General features: G+C 65.2%; 18 protein-coding genes. 10 read left to right on the top strand and 8 right to left on the bottom strand.

All coding sequences use genetic code 11. The features are described from left to right. Positions 1-45: 45 nt before the first annotated feature. From hpaR to ACQ4WP_RS15295, 6 genes are all read left to right on the top strand, one after another. A complete protein-coding gene (hpaR, locus tag ACQ4WP_RS15320; RefSeq protein WP_436522007.1) occupies positions 46-501 on the top strand; it encodes a homoprotocatechuate degradation operon regulator HpaR in 456 nt (151 codons plus the stop codon). Positions 502-842: 341 nt separating this feature from the next. After that, the gene (locus ACQ4WP_RS15315) at positions 843-2009 is read left to right on the top strand and encodes a porin (protein WP_436522005.1); all 1167 of its coding nucleotides are present in this window, start codon (positions 843-845) and stop codon (positions 2007-2009) included. Positions 2010-2037: 28 nt separating this feature from the next. Then, complete coding sequence (locus ACQ4WP_RS15310) at positions 2038-2562, top strand: sugar dehydrogenase complex small subunit (RefSeq protein WP_436522003.1); 525 nt, start codon at positions 2038-2040, stop codon at positions 2560-2562. 9 nt (positions 2563-2571) lie between these two features. Beyond that, the gene (locus ACQ4WP_RS15305; RefSeq protein ID WP_436522001.1) at positions 2572-2850 is read left to right on the top strand and encodes a hypothetical protein; all 279 of its coding nucleotides are present in this window, start codon (positions 2572-2574) and stop codon (positions 2848-2850) included. 37 nt (positions 2851-2887) lie between these two features. Continuing rightward, the gene (locus ACQ4WP_RS15300) at positions 2888-3340 is read left to right on the top strand and encodes an RrF2 family transcriptional regulator (protein ID WP_436521999.1); all 453 of its coding nucleotides are present in this window, start codon (positions 2888-2890) and stop codon (positions 3338-3340) included. After that, positions 3327-4355, top strand: a complete 1029-nt coding sequence (locus ACQ4WP_RS15295) for an NAD(P)/FAD-dependent oxidoreductase (protein WP_436521997.1) — start codon at positions 3327-3329, stop codon at positions 4353-4355. The genes ACQ4WP_RS15300 and ACQ4WP_RS15295 overlap by 14 nt, the downstream gene beginning before the upstream one ends. Here ACQ4WP_RS15295 and ACQ4WP_RS15290 read toward each other — a convergent pair. After that, positions 4283-5050, bottom strand: a complete 768-nt coding sequence (locus ACQ4WP_RS15290) for an SDR family oxidoreductase (RefSeq protein WP_436521995.1) — start codon at positions 5048-5050, stop codon at positions 4283-4285. The genes ACQ4WP_RS15295 and ACQ4WP_RS15290 overlap by 73 nt on opposite strands. A 123-nt stretch (positions 5051-5173) precedes the next feature. Between ACQ4WP_RS15290 and ACQ4WP_RS15285 the strand changes: the two genes are divergently transcribed. Together ACQ4WP_RS15285 and ACQ4WP_RS15280 are read left to right on the top strand one after the other, a co-directional pair. Next, entirely contained in the window at positions 5174-6097 is a 924-nt protein-coding gene (locus ACQ4WP_RS15285; protein ID WP_436521993.1) for a LysR family transcriptional regulator, read from the top strand. 15 nt (positions 6098-6112) lie between these two features. Then, positions 6113-6865: a DUF4303 domain-containing protein gene (locus ACQ4WP_RS15280; RefSeq protein WP_436521991.1), complete on the top strand. Its 753-nt coding sequence runs from the start codon at positions 6113-6115 to the stop codon at positions 6863-6865. A 3-nt stretch (positions 6866-6868) separates the two neighbouring features. Here the strand turns inward: ACQ4WP_RS15280 and ACQ4WP_RS15275 are convergent, their stop codons facing one another. The 7 genes from ACQ4WP_RS15275 to ACQ4WP_RS15245 all read right to left on the bottom strand — a co-directional run bounded on the left by ACQ4WP_RS15275 (position 6869) and on the right by ACQ4WP_RS15245 (position 14191). Further along, positions 6869-7990, bottom strand: a complete 1122-nt coding sequence (locus tag ACQ4WP_RS15275; RefSeq protein WP_436522091.1) for a metallophosphoesterase — start codon at positions 7988-7990, stop codon at positions 6869-6871. 92 nt (positions 7991-8082) lie between these two features. Beyond that, complete coding sequence (locus ACQ4WP_RS15270) at positions 8083-9597, bottom strand: ATP-binding response regulator (protein ID WP_436521989.1); 1515 nt, start codon at positions 9595-9597, stop codon at positions 8083-8085. Further along, the gene (locus tag ACQ4WP_RS15265; protein ID WP_436521987.1) at positions 9584-11413 is read right to left on the bottom strand and encodes an ATP-binding protein; all 1830 of its coding nucleotides are present in this window, start codon (positions 11411-11413) and stop codon (positions 9584-9586) included. Before ACQ4WP_RS15265 ends, ACQ4WP_RS15270 begins: the two co-directional genes overlap by 14 nt. Then, positions 11410-12495: an ATP-binding SpoIIE family protein phosphatase gene (locus tag ACQ4WP_RS15260; RefSeq protein WP_436521985.1), complete on the bottom strand. Its 1086-nt coding sequence runs from the start codon at positions 12493-12495 to the stop codon at positions 11410-11412. Before ACQ4WP_RS15260 ends, ACQ4WP_RS15265 begins: the two co-directional genes overlap by 4 nt. Further along, positions 12492-12926 (bottom strand): ATP-binding protein, encoded by a 435-nt coding sequence (locus ACQ4WP_RS15255; RefSeq protein ID WP_436521983.1) that lies wholly within the window; start codon positions 12924-12926, stop codon positions 12492-12494. The genes ACQ4WP_RS15260 and ACQ4WP_RS15255 overlap by 4 nt, the downstream gene beginning before the upstream one ends. Before the next feature lie 10 nt (positions 12927-12936). Continuing rightward, the gene (locus ACQ4WP_RS15250; protein ID WP_436521981.1) at positions 12937-13299 is read right to left on the bottom strand and encodes an STAS domain-containing protein; all 363 of its coding nucleotides are present in this window, start codon (positions 13297-13299) and stop codon (positions 12937-12939) included. Positions 13300-13306: 7 nt separating this feature from the next. Continuing rightward, positions 13307-14191, bottom strand: coding sequence for an STAS domain-containing protein (locus ACQ4WP_RS15245; protein ID WP_436521979.1), 885 nt, complete (start codon positions 14189-14191; stop codon positions 13307-13309). A 220-nt stretch (positions 14192-14411) separates the two neighbouring features. Here ACQ4WP_RS15245 and ACQ4WP_RS15240 point away from each other — a divergent pair, with 220 nt between their 5' ends. Both ACQ4WP_RS15240 and hmpA read left to right on the top strand, forming a co-directional pair. Then, positions 14412-14825 (top strand): hemerythrin domain-containing protein, encoded by a 414-nt coding sequence (locus tag ACQ4WP_RS15240; RefSeq protein WP_436521977.1) that lies wholly within the window; start codon positions 14412-14414, stop codon positions 14823-14825. Between the two features lie 30 nt (positions 14826-14855). After that, positions 14856-16037, top strand: a complete 1182-nt coding sequence (gene hmpA, locus ACQ4WP_RS15235; protein ID WP_436521975.1) for an NO-inducible flavohemoprotein — start codon at positions 14856-14858, stop codon at positions 16035-16037. Positions 16038-16128 lie beyond the last annotated feature (91 nt).

Here is a 16128-nt window from a genome sequence, read left to right as displayed (position 1 = left end):
GGGCCGTATAATGACGTTCATTTGCCGGCCACCCAGGAGTTCCGCTTGCAGCTACCGATCCGTTATCCGAACATGCCGCAACTGCTGCTGAAGGCGCGCGACAGCCTGCTCCAGCATTTCCGCCCCATCCTCAATCACTTTGGCGTGACGGAGCAGCAGTGGCGCATCATGCGCGCGCTGAACGAAAGCCCCACCCTGGAGCCGCGCGAGCTGTGCGAGATCTGCCAGATTTCCAGCCCCAGCATGAGCGGCATCCTGGCGCGCATGGAAGAAATCGGCTTGATCGGGCGCAGCAAGTTCGAAGGCGACCAGCGCCGCCGCAAGGTGCACCTGTCGGAAGCGGGCGCCAGCCTGCTGCTGCAGATGGGTAAACTCATCGACTTGCAATATGCCCACCTGGAAGCGGCCTACGGCAAGCAAGTGTTCGAAGACATGCGCCGCACCCTGGAAGCCTTCATTGCCCTGGAAACCCTGCCGGTGGAGCCCGCCATCCTGCGCTGAGCCTTCCAGCTCCCCCGTTTTCTTCCTGCCTGACCATCCACCGGGCGCGTGTTTTTCAACACGCGCCGCCGCCGCTTTTGCCATGCCGGTTCCGCGCACTTCCGCATCCTGCCGGGCTTGTACCCGCACATCGCTCAGTTTTGCTATAAGACAACGCCTTACAGTCAATCACTTACATGTTAGTAAATAAGCGTATAATTTGCCCTACTTGATCCAGATCAAGAAGAACAGCGGATGCCCGCTGGCTGGATGGGGCGGCAACGCGGCGCCACAGCCTGTATTTCGCCATCGCGGCGAAAATACTTATCGTACGTACAATAAAATAAAAAAGTCAGGAAAAAATGAACACTATATGCATGCGCGCTGCGGCGCTGGCCGTCTCCACGCTCATAGTCGCAAACGTTTGCGCCCAAAGCAATGTCACCATTTACGGCGTGGTCGATGCGGCTACTGCCTACGCGAGCAACCAGGGCGGCAAGTCAAACACCTACATGCGCAGCGGTAACTTATCCGCCAGCAAGATCGGTTTCCAGGGCGTGGAAGATCTTGGCGGCGACTTGAAGGCGCTGTTCCTGCTGGAAAACGGCTTTGAAAGCGACACGGGTGCGCAAAGTTCCGCCAGCTCCCTGTTCAACCGCCAGGCCTATGTGGGCTTGCAGTCCAAGGCCTACGGTAGCGTGACGGCCGGCCGCCAGTACACGCCGTATTACCTGCTGGTGGGTTCGCTGGCGTCGAGCAATGTCTTGACGGGCGCCACCGGCGCCCACCCGGGCGATATCGACGGCCTCGATACCACCGTGCGCATCAGCAATTCCATCACCTACAGCATGCCCGCCTGGCGCGGCCTGCAGGCCAGCGCGCAATACGGCTTTGGCGAAGCGGCCGACGGCAATGCCGTGGGCAGCAGCTTCAGCGCCGCCGTCAAGTACAGCACCTCGCCGGCTGAATTCGCGCTCGGTTATCTGAAATTGAAAAATGGCGCAAGTGGCGCCGGCTGGAGCGATAACGCCTCGGCCAGCTTCGGCATCTCGGCCATCAACCAGGGCTACGCCTCGGCGGAAAGCATCGAATTCATCGCCGCCAGCGCGCGCTACACCATGGGCAAGTGGATGGTGGGCGCCAATGCCAGCAACGTGCAATACCAGGCCGGCAGCCGCTCGGCCTTCCGCGACACGGTCGTCTTCAACACGGCCGGCCTGATCTCGAGCTACCAGCTGACGCCGCAGTGGTTCCTGTCCGCCGGCTACAGCGACACCTACACCAGCCGCGCCAACGGCGTGTCGGACCGCGCGCGCTACCGCCAGCTGTCGTTCGAACAGAATTACGCGTTGTCGAAGCGCACCGCGATCTACCTGATCGAAGCGCGCCAGCTGGCGCGCGGCCAGACCCTGGGCCAGGACGGCGCCATCGTCAATGCCGTCGCCTCGGTGGGCGATTCGCAAAACGGCACGCCATCGTCGAACGGCGGCCAGACGGTGGTGATGGTCGGTCTCAAGCATTCTTTCTGAACGGTTGCTGAACTCACGGGAGCTTCAATTGGACGCTACACATCACACGGAGGGCCGCGGCCCTCGCAATCCCGGCCGCCGCATGGCGCTGGCCGGCTTGCTGTCGGCGTCGGCCGCTGCGCTGATTCCCTGGGCGCTGGCCGAACCGGTCGCCAATGCGGAGCAGGGCGCCTTTTTTGGCGTGTCGGCCATGCTGGTTGGACGGCAGGTGCTCGACCCCGTGCTGGCCAAACGCCTGTATGACGCGCTGGTGGCGCAGGACGCCGCCTTCCCCGCGAAGGTGCGCGCGCTGCTGGCCCTGATCAATGCGCAGGGTTTGCAAGCGGCCGGCCTGCAGGAAGCGCTCGATGCGCGCGACCCCGCCCAGTCGCCGCTGGCGGCCCTGCCACGCCAGATCGCCAGCGCCTGGTACCTGGGCATCGTCGGCACGGGCGAGGCGGCCGTCTGCGTCGCCTACGAGCAGGCTTTGAACGCGGCCGTCGTGGCCGATGTGCTGAAGCCTCCCACGTATTCCTACGGCGCCTACGGCAGCTGGGCCAGAAAACCAATTTAAGGAGCCATCATGGCAGAAGAACTCTCTGCCGATTATCTCGTGATCGGCTCCGGCATCATCGGCTCGCTGGCCGCGCGCAAGCTGGCGCTGGCCGGCGCCTCGGTGCTGATCCTGGTCGCCACGGCGCCGCACCCGATCTACCAGCCGAAGGATAACGGCTACCTGGTGCAGGCCGGTCCGTACCCATACCCGGCCGAATACATCCGCCAGTTCGGCGGCGCCTCGTGGCACTGGGCCGCGCAAGCCTGGCGCAATGTGCCGAACGAGTTACGCAAAAATTGCAACTGATTTGCATATGTGAGAATTATGTACTATCATTAGTTACATGAGACGCGACAGCAAACTATCATCGATCCTCCATGTGCTGCTGCACATGGCCCACGCGGGACGCCCGATGACGTCCGAGGAACTTTCCGGCTACCTGGACACCAACCCCGTGCTGGTGCGGCGCGTGATGGCCGGCTTGCGCGAACGCGGCTACGTGGCGTCGGTCAAGGGCCATGGCGGCGGCTGGCGCATCGTCTGCGACTTGCACAGCGTGACCCTGCAAGACATTTACGTGGCCGTGGGTTCGCCCACCATCTTCGCCATGGGCAACCGCGTGGATCAGCCGGGCTGCCTGGTCGAGCAAGTGGTCAACCAGTCGCTGGCCGGCGCCTTTGACGAAGCCGAGGCGCTGCTGATCCGGCGCCTTGGCGCTGTCACCCTGGCCGACCTGGCCGAACGTTTCAGCCAACAATACGCCATACAACTAGGAGCACCACATGCACATTCCTGAACCCCAAGGCGCGGGCAGCGCCACGCCTTCCGCCGCATTCGACGCCCCGTTCGACGCCATCATCGTCGGCGGCAGCTACGCTGGCCTCTCCGCCGCCACGCAACTGGCGCGCGCCCGCCGCCGCGTGCTGGTCATCGACGGCGGCCAGCGCCGCAACCGCTACGCCAGCCATTCCCACGGTTTCCTGACCCGTGACGGCAGCGGGACGGCCGCCATCGCCGCCAAGGGCAAGGCGCAACTGCTGGCGTATGCCACCGTCACCTGGCGGGATGGCATGGCCGTGCAGGCGACAGCCTGCAGCGATGGCGATGGCGATGGCTTCGAGGTGACGCTGGCGGACGGCAGCGTCGTGCACGGCCGCCGCCTGGTGCTGGCTACCGGCGTGATCGACGAGCTGCCGCCTGTCGAAGGCCTGGCCGCGCGCTGGGGCAGCAGCGTCTTTCACTGCCCGTATTGCCACGGCTATGAGCTGCAGCAGGGCGCCATCGGCGTGCTGGCCACCGGCCCCCTCTCCATGCACCATGCCCTGATGCTGCCCGACTGGGGCACGGTCACTTTTTTCCTGAATGGCGCGTTCGAGCCCGATGCGGCGCAGCTGGCGCAACTGGATGCGCGCGGCGTGGCGGTGGTGCGTACGCCCGTGGCGCAGATCGACGGCGTGGCCGATGTAGTCATGGCGGACGGCAGCCGTCATGCGATGGCCGGCCTGTTCGTGGCGACCCGCACCCGCCTCGCCAGTGCCCTGGCTGGCGAATTGGGCTGCTTGCTGGAAGAGGGCGCCATGGGGCCGTTCGTGCGCACCGACGAGCAAAAGGCCAGCAGCGTGCCAGGCGTCTTTTGCTGCGGCGACGCGGGACGCATGGCCGGCAGCGTGGCGTTCGCGGTGGCTGATGGCGCCATGGCCGGCGTGGCAGCGCACCGCTCGCTGATGTTCGGACTGGATCAGGCGGCAAAACCGCCGTCGATCTTCAGCCCGGCACCCGTGACGAACGCCGCTTCTGCGCTGGCCAAATAGGCCACCATGCCGGCGATTTCATCGGCCGTGCCGTGGCGGGGCAGTGCCATCAGGCCGTGCATCAAGTCGGCGAAGTCGCCCGTGGGCGGGTTCATGTCGGTGGCGACGGGGCCTGGTTCCACATTGTTGATGGTGATGCCGCGCGGGCCCAGGTCGCGCGACAGGCCTTGCGTCAGGCCGCTCAACGCCGATTTGCTCATGGCGTAGGCGGCCGCGCCGCCGAATGGCATGCGGTGCGCATTCGTGCTGCCGATATTGATGATGCGCCCGCCCGTTTGCATGTGCGCCACGGCCGCCTTGATGGCGACGAACACGGCGCGCACGTTGACGTTCAAGGTCTTGTCGAAGTCTGCCAACGAAAAATCATCGATGGCGCCAGGCAGGAACACGCCCGCATTGTTGACGAGGATATCGATGCTGCCAAACTGCGCCGCCACCTTGTCGATGGCCGCCGTCAGGGCGGTGGCGTCGGCCGCATCGGCTTGCACGCCCAGCGCCTTGCCGCCGGCCGCTTCCACTGTGGCGGCCAGCGCCTGCGCTTCGGCGGCGGAGCTTTGATACGTGAAGACGACGTTGGCGCCCTGGCTGACCAGGCGGCGCACGATGGCCGCGCCGATGCCGCGCGAGCCGCCCGTGACAAAGGCGATCTTGTTTTGCAGTGGCTGGGAAGTATTGGTGGTGGCTTGGTTTTGCATGATCAGCTTTCTGTGTGAGGAATCGAGGAATTCAGTATCTGCCTTCGATTGCCTGCGCGCTAGCCATGAATCGCTACAATCACTTTCAACTATTACTATTAAATGAGCGGGTAGAATAGGCGCATGGACGCTCTCAATCACTTGCAATCCTTCGTGCTGTCTGCCGAGCTGGGCAGCTTTTCGGCGGCTGCGCGCCGCCTGGGGCTGACGCCGGCGGCCGTCAGCAAGAACGTGGCGCGGCTGGAAGCGAGCCTGGGACTGCGCCTGTTCCAGCGCAGCACGCGCCGCCTGACCCTGACGGAAGGGGGCGAGCGCTTCCTGCAGCAGATAGGCGGCGCCCTGTCCACCTTGCGCGAAGCGATCGCCGGCGTGGCGGAAGAGGGCGGCCAGCCGGCGGGCATACTCAAAATCAGCATGGCGCCGTCGTTCGGGCGTAGCTACGTGGTGCCCCTGCTGGGAGACTTCATCGCGCGCTATCCGGGCGTCATCCCCGACTGCCATTTCGACAACCGGCAAGTGGACTTGATCGGCGAAGGTTTTGATGTTGCCATCGGCGGCGGCATCGAGCTGACGCCCGGCGTGGTAGCGCGCGAACTGGGTCACGCCCACATCGTCGCCACGGCGTCGCCCGCCTTCATGCAGGGCAAAGCCATGCCCGCGCATCCGTCAGACCTGGCGCACTTCGACGGCGTGGCGCGCCGCTCGGCCGGCAGCGGTAGATTACGCAGCTCGATACTGCGCAACGGCTCGGGCGGCGAAGGCGTGGCCGAATGCCGGCCGCGCGCCATCTTCGACGATCCGGAAGCGATGGCGCAGGCAGCCATCCTGGGCGTCGGCGTAGCGCTGCTGCCCATGCCGCATGCGCTGGCCCATTTGCGCAGCGGCGCCCTGGTCCGATTGCTGCCTGGCTGGCATGCCGATTCCGGTCCCCTGTCCGTGTACTATCCAAGCAAGAAGCTCTTGCCCGCGAAAACGCGCGTGTTCGTCGATTTTTTGCTGGAGCAGTTTCGCCAGCGCGATTTCGCCGCGCAGATACGGCCCGATTAACCGATGAAAATTCCCATGCATAGTAACTACCGCCTGTTTTACACCTTGGACGGCGATCAAGCTGCCTGCTTCCGGGAAGCGCGCGTGTTTGGCACGACCGTGTGGACGGCGGCCGGCGCGGCCATGACCTGGGGCGAAGAAACGCGCAATGACTACGTTAGTGAGGCCGAAGCGTATGTCGCCTATGCCGCCCGTTGCCAGGCGGCGCAGGCCGACGGCTACACGCTGGCGCGTGAAAGCGCCATCGACCCTGCCGTATTTGATTTCGCGCTGTTGCAAACCCTGGTGGCGGATGCTGCGCGCCTGGCCTTTGGCGCCGTGCGGCGTGCGCATCCTGACCAGCACCTCAACGCTTTCGCGCTGGTGAGCGACGACAGCGCCATGACCATCGGGCCGATGGCGAATAGCCGCGAAGCGCTGGCCGCTTCCGAATATGGCGAAGAGATGCTGTGGAACCCGGCCGAATGGGCGTTCGGCGACGGCGGTGCGTACTTCGACAGCGCCTACCGCTTGTTGCTGCAGGCGCGCCGCGAGCTGCCGTTCGACGTCGATTTCGCCACCTTCCGCGCCGGCGTGTTCGAGGCTTGCATCGCGGCGTTGGCACAGCTTGACGCCGAAGGGGTATTTGGCACCGGTGCGCAGCGCGACGAGGGTCTGCTGCTGTTCGAGGTCAGCGACAGCGAACCTGTGGAAGGCGCCATGGCAAGATTGAATCCGCCGGCGGTGCTGGCGCGTTTCGAGGCATGGATGGCCAGTTGGGCCGATTAGGTTTTACGCCGCCACCAGCCTGAGCCTCGTAATCTCCGCCGGCGCGCCGATGCGCTTGGGCGGGCCCCAGTACCCCGTGCCGCGGCTGACATAAATCCACAGGCGGCCGCGCCGGTGCAGGCCCGCCACATACGGCTGCTGCAGCGGCACGAACAGATTCCACGGCCAGAATTGTCCGCCATGCGTGTGGCCCGACAGTTGCAGGTCGTAGCTGGCCGCTTCGGCCCCGGGCGCGCTGCGCGGCTGGTGCGCCAGCAGGATGCGGGGGATATCGGCAGGCGCGCCGGCGATGGCCGCTTGCGGGTCGCTTTTCTGGGCCGGATCGAAGGCGGCGGCGTTGAAATCGGTGACGCCGGCCAGCGCCAGGCGCGCGCCGTCGTGGTCAAGAATCACATGCTCGTTCATCAGTACGCGCAAGCCCAGGCGGCGGAACTCCGCCACCCACGGCGCGGCGCCCGAATAGTATTCGTGGTTGCCCGTGACGAGGAAGATGCCATGGCGCGCGCGCAGCTCGCCCAGCGGCGCCGTATGGCTGCCCAGTTGCGCCACTGTGCCATCGACCACGTCGCCCGTGATGGCGATGAGGTCCGCCTGCAGGCCGTTGGCGCGCGCGACGATGGCTTCCACGTAGGCGCGCTTGATGGTGGCGCCCACGTGGATGTCGCTCAGCTGCACGATGGTATAGCCCTGCAAGGCGGCCGGCAGGCCGGCGATGGGCACGTCAACCTCGCGCACGCGCGCCACACGGCGGGCGTTGATGAAGCCAACGACGCTGGCCAGCAGCGCCAGGGCCAGGACTGCGACGGCGGACGCCTGCGCGTGCGGGCGGGTGGCGGGGATCAGCATCAGCAGTTCGCGCAGCACGGTGAGCACGAACAGCGAGGAAAAAAAGCCCATGCACAGCGAGCCGGCCCAGCTCAAACGGTCGGCCAGGCGCGCATCGTTGGTGGCGGCGCGGGCGAAGATGGTCATCGGCATCAGCATGGTCGACGCCAGCAAGACCAGGCCGCCCAGCAGCCAGCCGGCCAGGCCGACGGGCAGGGCAGGCAGCAGCAGCCAGCCCAGCAGGGTGTGCAGGGCGCCCAGTGTCATGGTGAAGCGCAGCAGGGGCGCGCGGCTTGTCATGTCCATGGTTCCAGTGGTGGAATGCCCGACTGTCACGCCAGGCACTGGCCGATTATAGCCGACGCCCTGGAGACAGGCAGCCACGGCCCCGCTCATGGTGCGATATGCAGTCCCAGCATGGCCAGCTTGCCGAAATCGACAGGCTTGGCGAAGTGTTCGTTGAAGCCTGCCTGCAGGGCAGCCTGGCGGTCGTGTTCCTGGCCATAGCCGGTCAGCGCGACGAGCAGGAATTGCTGCGGTATCGGCAGCTGGCGCAATTGGACGGCTACGTCGTAGCCGCTCATGTCGGGCAGGCCGATGTCGAGAAAGACGATGTCGGGCTTGAATGCCAGGGTGCGCTCGGTCGCTTGCGCGCCCGTGTAGGCCGTGCGCACCGTGTGGCCGTACATTTCCAGCAATTCTGCCAGGGTGTCGGCCGCATCGCAGTTGTCGTCGACGACGAGGATGCGCTGGCTGCCGCCGCTGGCCGCTTCCGGCGCTGGCGCGACTGGCAGCGGCACGTTGGCGTCGAGCGGCAGGATGATCTCGAAGGTGCTGCCCAGCCCTACGCCGGGGCTGCTCACGCTGACCTGGCCGCCATGCAGCGTCACCAGATTGCGCACCAGCGACAGGCCGATGCCCAGGCCGTCCTGCACCCGGTCGGGCGCGTGACCGCTTTGCTCGAACAGGCCGAAGATGCTGTCGATGCTCGCCGCGGCGATGCCGATGCCGTTGTCGCTCAGGCGGATACGCACCTTGTCGCCTTCGCGCCCGGCGCTAATGGTGATGCGCCCGCCCGGCGCCGTGAACTTGGCCGCGTTGAGCAGCAGGTTGGCGACGATCTGCGACAGGCGCACGGCGTCGCCGCAGACCCACAGTTCTTCCTGCGGCAGGCTCACGTCCAGCGCATGACCGCGCGCTTCGACGCTGTGCGAACTCGTTTCCAGCGCGCTGCGGATGACGCTGGCCAGGCTCACGCTTTCCCATTGCAGCGAGATTTTGCCCTGCGAAATGCGCGACACGTCGAGCAGGTCGTCCACCAGGCGCACCAGGTGATCCGTGTGACGGCCGATGGTGCGGCGCGCATTGTCCTGCACGGCCGGCACGACCGGATCGAGCTTGCACAGCAGGGCCAGCGCCGTGCGGATGGGGCCCAGCGGGTTGCGCAATTCGTGCGCCAGGGTGGCCAGGAATTCATCCTTGCGGCGGTCCACGTCGCGCAGTGCGCGCTCGACGCGGCCCAGGCGCAGCAGCGCCCTGACGTTGGCAATCAATTCATCCGCCTCGATCGGCTCGACCAGGTAATTGTCGGCGCCGCCGTCGAGGGCGCGGATCTTGTCGGCCGTGCCGATGCAGGAAGCGGACGTCTGCAGCACCAGGATGGTGTTCGTCTCGGCGCCGCCCTTCAACTGGCGGCACACTTCCAGGCCGTTGATGTCGGGCAGCTTGACGTCGAGCAGGATCAGATTGGGCCGGTCCTGGCGGGCACGCAGCAGCGCGTCGCCTCCGTTCGAGGCTTCGATGACCTTGAAGCCGGCGCGTTTGAGGATGCGCGACTTGGCGTAGCGGGCGCCATCGCTATCATCGACGTTCAGGATCAGAGCATCGCAGTTGTTATCCGGTAGCATGCGCATTGTCCCAGGTGGTTGTGCCTTGCGGCGGAACCGGTTCTTGCCGGTGGTGTGGATTGCCGATCAGCGCGCGCAGGGTCGCCAGCAATTGCTGGCGCGGCAACGGCTTGACATAGTAGGCGTCGGCGCCCAGGGCCAGGCCCTTGCGCACGTCGTCGATCTCGGTGGCGACGATGACGGGCACCTGGCGCCGCAGCGGATCGTTTTTCAGCTCGGCCAGCCAATGCCATGCCGTTTCGCCGTGCAGCATGATGTCGAGGATGACGGCGGCAGGGCGCTGCTGTTCCCAGCGTTCCTGCGCTTCGCGCACGCTGCGCGCGGGAACGACGCGAAATTCGCTGCCGGCCAAGAATTTTTCATACAGCAGGCGGATGGGCGGATTGTCTTCCACCACCAGCACGCCGATGCGCTGGTCGTTGCCATTGTCGTTGGCCGGCGCGCACGGCGGCAGGCTGCCTTCGGGCGCATGGTAGCTGGTCGGCAGGACGACGGAAAACAGCGAGCCATATCCCGGCGTGCTTTCCACGGTCACCGTGCCATTGAGCAGGGTGGCCAGGTTGCGGCACAGGGGCAGGCCCAGGCCCGTGCCCTTGACCTTGCGCTGCATGTGGTTTGCCACCTGGCTGAATTCCTCGAAGATCAGCTGCACGTCTTCGGCATCGATGCCCAGGCCCGTGTCGGAGACGGAAAAGCGGATGGCGTCCTGCTCCGGCAAGGGCGTGGCGCTGACGATGATGGCGCCCGCTTCCGTGAACTTCAGGGCGTTGGCGATGAAGTTGCGCAGGATTTGCGAAAGCTTGCCTTCATCCGTGTGGATGTGCAGCGCCGGGTCGGGGGCGATGAAGGTCAATGTCAGCGACTCGGATACCAGCAGCGGTCGCAGCATGCCGCGCAGGGCGCTGAACAGGTCGGTCACCTGGAAGCTGTTGGCGTGCACGTCGACCTTGCCCGCCTCGATCTTGGCCAGGTCCAGCAAGTCGTTCACCAGCTCGCTCAGGCTGACGGCGCTTTGCAGGATGAACAGCACCTGCTTTTCCTGTTCCTCGGACAGCTCGCCGTCGATGCGGTCGAGCAGCAGCTTGGACAGGGCGCGGATGGAGCTGAGCGGCGTGCGGAATTCATGGCTCATGTTCGACAGGAAGCGCGATTTCATCTGGTCGGCGCGGCGCAGGTGGTCGGCCTTTTCATCCAGTTCCGCAAACAGCGCCACCACGCCCCGGTTGGTGTCTTCCAGTTCGCGCGTCAGCTGCAGCAGGTCGTCCTGGCGCGTTTTCAGTTCGGCCAGGGTGCTCAGGAGTTCGCGGTTTTGCTGCTGCACTTCGGCGAGCGTGATATCCGGGGGCAGCGCCTGCAGGCTGCCGGATAGCACGCCGATCGTGGCTCCGTCGAGCAGGGGCGCGGCGCGCGGGAACAGCTTTTGCAAGGTGATGAGGGTGCCATCGCCGGGCGTGCTGTGGATGTGGCAGCGGTCCATCAGGCGCCGCGCGCCCAGGATGCCCAGTCCCATGCCCGTGCGCGAGCGGTAGGTGCCGGCCAGGATGTGCTGCAACTGCTGCGGCGCGATGCCGGGGCCCTGGTCCTCGATGCGGATGCTGAGCACCTGCGGCGCCGTCTGGCCGTCGATGGCGAAATGCACCTTGCCACTGCCGGCGTAGTTGTAGACGTTGCGCGCCAGTTCCGACACGGCCGTGGCGATGCGCACCTGGTCCTGCACGCCGAAGCCGCACAGGGCGGCGATCTGCCGCGCGCGCTGGCGTGCGCCCACCACATCGAGTTCGCTGCCGATATGGGCCGTCAATATGCGTTGTGTCATGCCGCACCTGTCCCTTCTGCCATTGCGGTCTGGTGGTCCGCATGTTCGCGCAGTACCACCACCGTGACGTCGTCGCGCCCGCGCGCAAAATCGCGGTACAGTACGGCGGCGACGAGGCTGGGGTGGCAGGGCGCCAGGCCCGGATACTGTTCCAGGTCCCAGCGCGTGTGCAGGCCGTCCGAGTGCATGATCAGTGTCGTGCTAGTCTGCCATGGATAGCAAAATTGCTGCACCTTGCGCAGATTGCTGCCGACGATGCCGTTATGCGACAGCAAATGCCGGCGCTGCTGCGCATCGAAGGCGCAGGCGGCGATATTGCCCACGCCCGCATAGCGCAATTCGCGGCGCGCGCTGTCGATATGCGCGACCGCCAGGGCCGCGCCGCGCGTGGCGCGCAGGGCGCCGTGGGCCAGTTCGATGAAGGGGGCGGGCAGGGGCGGCAGGCCGGGCGCGCTGTCCTCCAGCAGCGCGCTGGCGCATTCCGATGCGCGCGCCGCCAGGGGGCCGTGGCCCAGGCCATCGGCCACCATCAGGCTCAGTTCATGGCCTTCGCACACCACGTTCCAGGCGTCGCCGCACACCTGCTCCGAGGCCAGCGGCAGGCACACGGCGCCGATTTGCCAGTTCGGGCTGGCCGGAATGGCGCTGCTGGCGTGCTGCCCCCACACCACCATCAGCAGCAGCGTGCCCTTGCCAGGCGCCGTGTACAGGTCGAATTCCTGGCTCAGGCGGCGTATCGCGCCCAGCCCCACGCCGTAAGTGCCGGTGGTGGAATGACCGTCCTGCATGTGCTGGCGCACATTCGCCATGCCGGGGCCGTTGTCGATAGCCAGCACTTCGATGCCGCTGGTGCCGCCGCGCAGCACCTTGCGCAGCAAGATTTCACCGCGCTGCGCGTGTTTGACGATGTTGGTGGCCGCTTCGCTGATGATGATGGCCAGCTGGCCCGTGCGCACGTCGTCAAAGCCGATGCGGCGCGCCATTTCGTTGCCGGCGCGGCGGGCCGCAGCGATCTCGCTCGGTTCGCTGATGGGGAAACTGCGTTGCCTGGCAATGTCAGGTACTTGCTCGATGTGGTTCAAAACAGCTTCCATTTCGCGATGGTGACAGTGGTGCCCGCGCCGGGCGCCGTGTCGATATGAAAGGCGTCTGCCAGGCGCTTGGCGCCACCCAGCCCCAGTCCCAACCCGCCGCCGCTGGTATAGCCATCGGTCAGCGCCAGGGAGATATCTTCGATGCCCGGACCCGCATCGACAAAACGCAGTTCCAGGCCCTGGCGCGCGCCATCGCTGACGCACGCAATGCGCGCTTCGCCGCCGCCGCCGTAGCGCAAGGTGTTGCGCGCCAGTTCGCTCGCCGCCGTGATGATCTTGGTCTGTTCGATCAAGCCAAAACCCATGGCGACCATGCTGTCGCGCACCTGCTTGCGCAGCCGCACGACGTCTTCATCGCTGTGCAAGGGCAGGATCTGCGCGCCTGCCTGTGCACGTTCTTGTGCCGGCGCGCCTAGCATGGCGCCCCCGTCATGCGCATGCGCCGCCCCGTTCCAGCAGTTTGATGCCCCGTTCCACGTTCAGCGCCGTGCTCACGCCTTCCAGCGTCAGGCCCAGTTCCACCAGGGTGATGGCGACGGCCGGCTGCATGCCCACCACCACGGTGCGCGCGTCGAGGATTTTCGCCATCGCCGCCGTGTTGCTGATCATGCGGCCGATGAAGGAGTCGACGATGTCGAGCGCGGAAATGTCGATCAGCACGCCCGTGGCGCGGTCCGTCACGATGCGCGTCGTCAGGTCGTCCTGCAAGGTCATTGCCAGGCGGTCATGCATGTCGATCTGGATGGTCACCAGCAGCAGCCGGCCCATGCGTAAAATGGGGATTCTTTCCATAGGCGCCTCAGTGTGGTTGCTGCTGGTAAGTGATGCTGGAACCCGTGCGTTTCAGGGCCACGACGAAGGCGTCGGCCAGGGTGGCCTTGGTCATCACGTCTTCCAGGTTCACGCCCAGGTGCACGATGGTTTGCGCGATCTGCGGGCGGATGCCGCTGATGATGCAGTCGGCGCCCATCAGGCGCGCGGCGGCGATGGTTTTCAGCAGGTGCTGCGCCACCAAGGTGTCGACTGTAGGCACGCCCGTGATGTCGATGATGGCGATCAGGGCGCCCGTGTCGACGATCTTTTGCAGCAGGCTTTCCATCACCACCTGCGTGCGGGCACTGTCGAGGGTGCCGATCAGGGGCAGGGCCAGCACGTTTTGCCACAGTTGCACCACGGGCGTGGACAGTTCCAGCAATTCCTGTTGCTGGCGCAATATCACCTGTTCGCGCGCCTTCTGGTAGATGGCGATGGTCAGCAGGCCCAGCTCGTCGAACAGCTTGCTGGTGCTGATGATGGCGTCGCCCAGCTGCTGCGGCTGCGCCGTGATTTCCTTGCGCAGATAGGCGAACAGCGGCTCCTTCAGGGCAAACATGAAGCTGGCCGTGTCGATCGGCGAATAGCCCTGGCGCACGCGCGATTGCGATATTTCGGCGAGCAGCTGGCGCGTGTCGTCCCAGGCGCCGCCTTCGATGTCGAATGCGTCGCCGCTGTCCAGCGCGCCCGCCAGCAGTGGCAGCAATTGCGCTGCCTGCAGGCGCAGCTCATTCTCCGCAATCTTGTCGCGTCGCACCAGGCGGGCAACCAGGCCGGCCATCCAGCCGTCCAGCAGTTCCGTGTGGTGGTCGCTGATGATGCCGGCCAGTTGCTGCGCCTGGCCCAGGTCCGTCTTGATTTTCATGCTCATCCTTGGCTGGAGTGGAGGGTGCGACACGGCCGCAAACGGACACGCGCTGCGATGAATAAATTATAGGCAGGCAGGGCCGTAGCCTGTGTTCTGTGCCGCACATAGTGGCGCATGTCGATCCAGATTTCCGCAGGAAAAACGTACATTTTAAAGATGTATGTGATTTGCATGTTTAAGAGAATTCCGCTACACTGGCAACACTCAACAAGAAAAACACGCCATGAATATCGATAAATTCAAACAGCAGCACCTGGCCATCCTGGCCTCCATCGATGACTTGCGTCAGCTGGCGCGCGGCGGTGTCGCCGCACAGGCGCAGGCCATTGCCGAACAGATCATCGCCATGAGCGGCTTGATCAAGCTGCACCTGGCCGTCGAGCAGCGCTATCTGTATCCGGCTGCGCAAAGTTGCGGCGTGGCCAAGGTGGCGCAGCTGGGCCTCCAGTACGAAAACGAAATGCACGGCATCGCCGGCGCCTACCTGGATTTCGCCGGCCGCTGGAATACGCCAGTGCGCCTGGCAGCCGAACCGGATGCCTTCCGCAACGAAGCCAATACCGTGCTGCACGCGCTGTACCAGCGCATGCGGCGCGAGGACCATGAGTTATATCCAGCCGTTGAAACGCTGGCCTGAGACCGCTTAAAATATACACAGGAGTTTTACATGCTGACCCAAGAACAACGCGCCATCATTACGGCCACCGTCCCCATCCTCGAACAGGGTGGTGAAGCGCTGACGCGCCACTTCTACAAGAATCTGTTCCGCGACCATCCCGAAGTGCTGCCGTACTTTAACCAGGCGCACCAGCAGAGCGGCGACCAGCAGCGCGCGCTGGCCAATGGCGTGTTGATGTACGCCAAGCATATCGACCAGCTTGCCGCGCTGGGCGACCTGGTGGCCACCATCGTCAACAAGCACGTGGCCCTGCAGATCCGCGCCGAACACTATCCGCTGGTGGGCGCCAGCCTGTTGCAGGCCATCCGCGAAGTGCTGGGCGCCGAGGTGGCCAGCGACGCCGTCATCGATGCCTGGGGCGCGGCCTACGGCCAGCTGGCCGACATCCTGGCCGGCGAAGAAGGGCGCATCTACAAGGCACAGGCCGCCGCGCCCGGTGGCTGGAGCGGCGCGCGCGACTTCATCGTGCAGGGCAAGAGCGTGGAAAGCGACGAGATCACCTCCTTCCTGCTGGCGCCCGCCGATGGCCAGTCCGTGCTCGACTTTGCGCCAGGCCAGTATATCGGCGTGCTGGCCAGCGTCGAAGGCGTGCCCATGCGCCGCCAGTATTCCCTGTCTGCTGCCAGCAATGGCCAGACTTACCGCATCAGCATCAAGCGCGAGCAGGGTGGCAAGGTATCCAATTTCTTCCACGACCACGTGCAGGCGGGCGATACCGTGCAGCTGACGCCGCCATCGGGCGACTTCGTGCTGATGGACAGCGACAAGCCGCTGGTGCTGATCAGCGGCGGCGTGGGCATCACGCCGACCCTGGCCATGCTTACGGCCGCCCTGCGTGGCAAGCGTCCCGTGCATTTCATCCACGCGGCGCGCAACCAGGGCGTGCATGCGTTTCGCCAGCAGATCGACGCACTGGCCGCGCAGCACCCGCAATTGCAGCGCTATTACTGCTACGCGGAACATGGTGGCGAACAAGACGCGCCGGACGCTGTCGGCTTGCTCAATAAAGAGAACCTCGATCACTGGCTGCCGGCCTCGCGCGATGTCGATGCCTACTTCCTGGGGCCGCAGCCATTCATGCGCGCCGTCAAGCGATACTTGCGCGAGCTGGGTGTGCCGGAACAACAGACGCACCATGAATTCTTTGGACCGGCAGCCGCATTGAACTGACCTTGCCTGCCTTGTGTTGCTCCTGCGAGAAAAAACCGCTGCCGTAAGGGGCGGGTAAGTCTCGCGCTGTACTGTGAATCCAAGCTCGCAT

It is taken from the genome of Janthinobacterium lyxosi, assembly GCF_051380665.1.
Lineage (GTDB): Bacteria > Pseudomonadota > Gammaproteobacteria > Burkholderiales > Burkholderiaceae_D > Janthinobacterium.
The sequence above is the reverse complement of the archived record's forward strand: the minus strand, read 5'-3'. Positions and strand labels throughout refer to the sequence as shown.

Coding starts and splice junctions, on each gene's coding strand:
- ACQ4WP_RS15255 (WP_436521983.1), bottom strand. CDS start 12,926: ATGCTAGGCGCGCCGGCACAAGAACGTGCACAGGCAGGCGCGCAGATC.
- ACQ4WP_RS15300 (WP_436521999.1), top strand. CDS start 2,888: ATGAGACGCGACAGCAAACTATCATCGATCCTCCATGTGCTGCTGCAC.
- ACQ4WP_RS15305 (WP_436522001.1), top strand. CDS start 2,572: ATGGCAGAAGAACTCTCTGCCGATTATCTCGTGATCGGCTCCGGCATC.
- ACQ4WP_RS15285 (WP_436521993.1), top strand. CDS start 5,174: ATGGACGCTCTCAATCACTTGCAATCCTTCGTGCTGTCTGCCGAGCTG.
- ACQ4WP_RS15295 (WP_436521997.1), top strand. CDS start 3,327: ATGCACATTCCTGAACCCCAAGGCGCGGGCAGCGCCACGCCTTCCGCC.
- ACQ4WP_RS15315 (WP_436522005.1), top strand. CDS start 843: ATGAACACTATATGCATGCGCGCTGCGGCGCTGGCCGTCTCCACGCTC.
- ACQ4WP_RS15250 (WP_436521981.1), bottom strand. CDS start 13,299: ATGGAAAGAATCCCCATTTTACGCATGGGCCGGCTGCTGCTGGTGACC.
- hmpA (WP_436521975.1), top strand. CDS start 14,856: ATGCTGACCCAAGAACAACGCGCCATCATTACGGCCACCGTCCCCATC.
- ACQ4WP_RS15240 (WP_436521977.1), top strand. CDS start 14,412: ATGAATATCGATAAATTCAAACAGCAGCACCTGGCCATCCTGGCCTCC.
- ACQ4WP_RS15270 (WP_436521989.1), bottom strand. CDS start 9,597: ATGCTACCGGATAACAACTGCGATGCTCTGATCCTGAACGTCGATGAT.
- ACQ4WP_RS15245 (WP_436521979.1), bottom strand. CDS start 14,191: ATGAGCATGAAAATCAAGACGGACCTGGGCCAGGCGCAGCAACTGGCC.
- ACQ4WP_RS15265 (WP_436521987.1), bottom strand. CDS start 11,413: ATGACACAACGCATATTGACGGCCCATATCGGCAGCGAACTCGATGTG.
- ACQ4WP_RS15290 (WP_436521995.1), bottom strand. CDS start 5,050: ATGCAAAACCAAGCCACCACCAATACTTCCCAGCCACTGCAAAACAAG.
- ACQ4WP_RS15280 (WP_436521991.1), top strand. CDS start 6,113: ATGCATAGTAACTACCGCCTGTTTTACACCTTGGACGGCGATCAAGCT.
- ACQ4WP_RS15275 (WP_436522091.1), bottom strand. CDS start 7,990: ATGACAAGCCGCGCGCCCCTGCTGCGCTTCACCATGACACTGGGCGCC.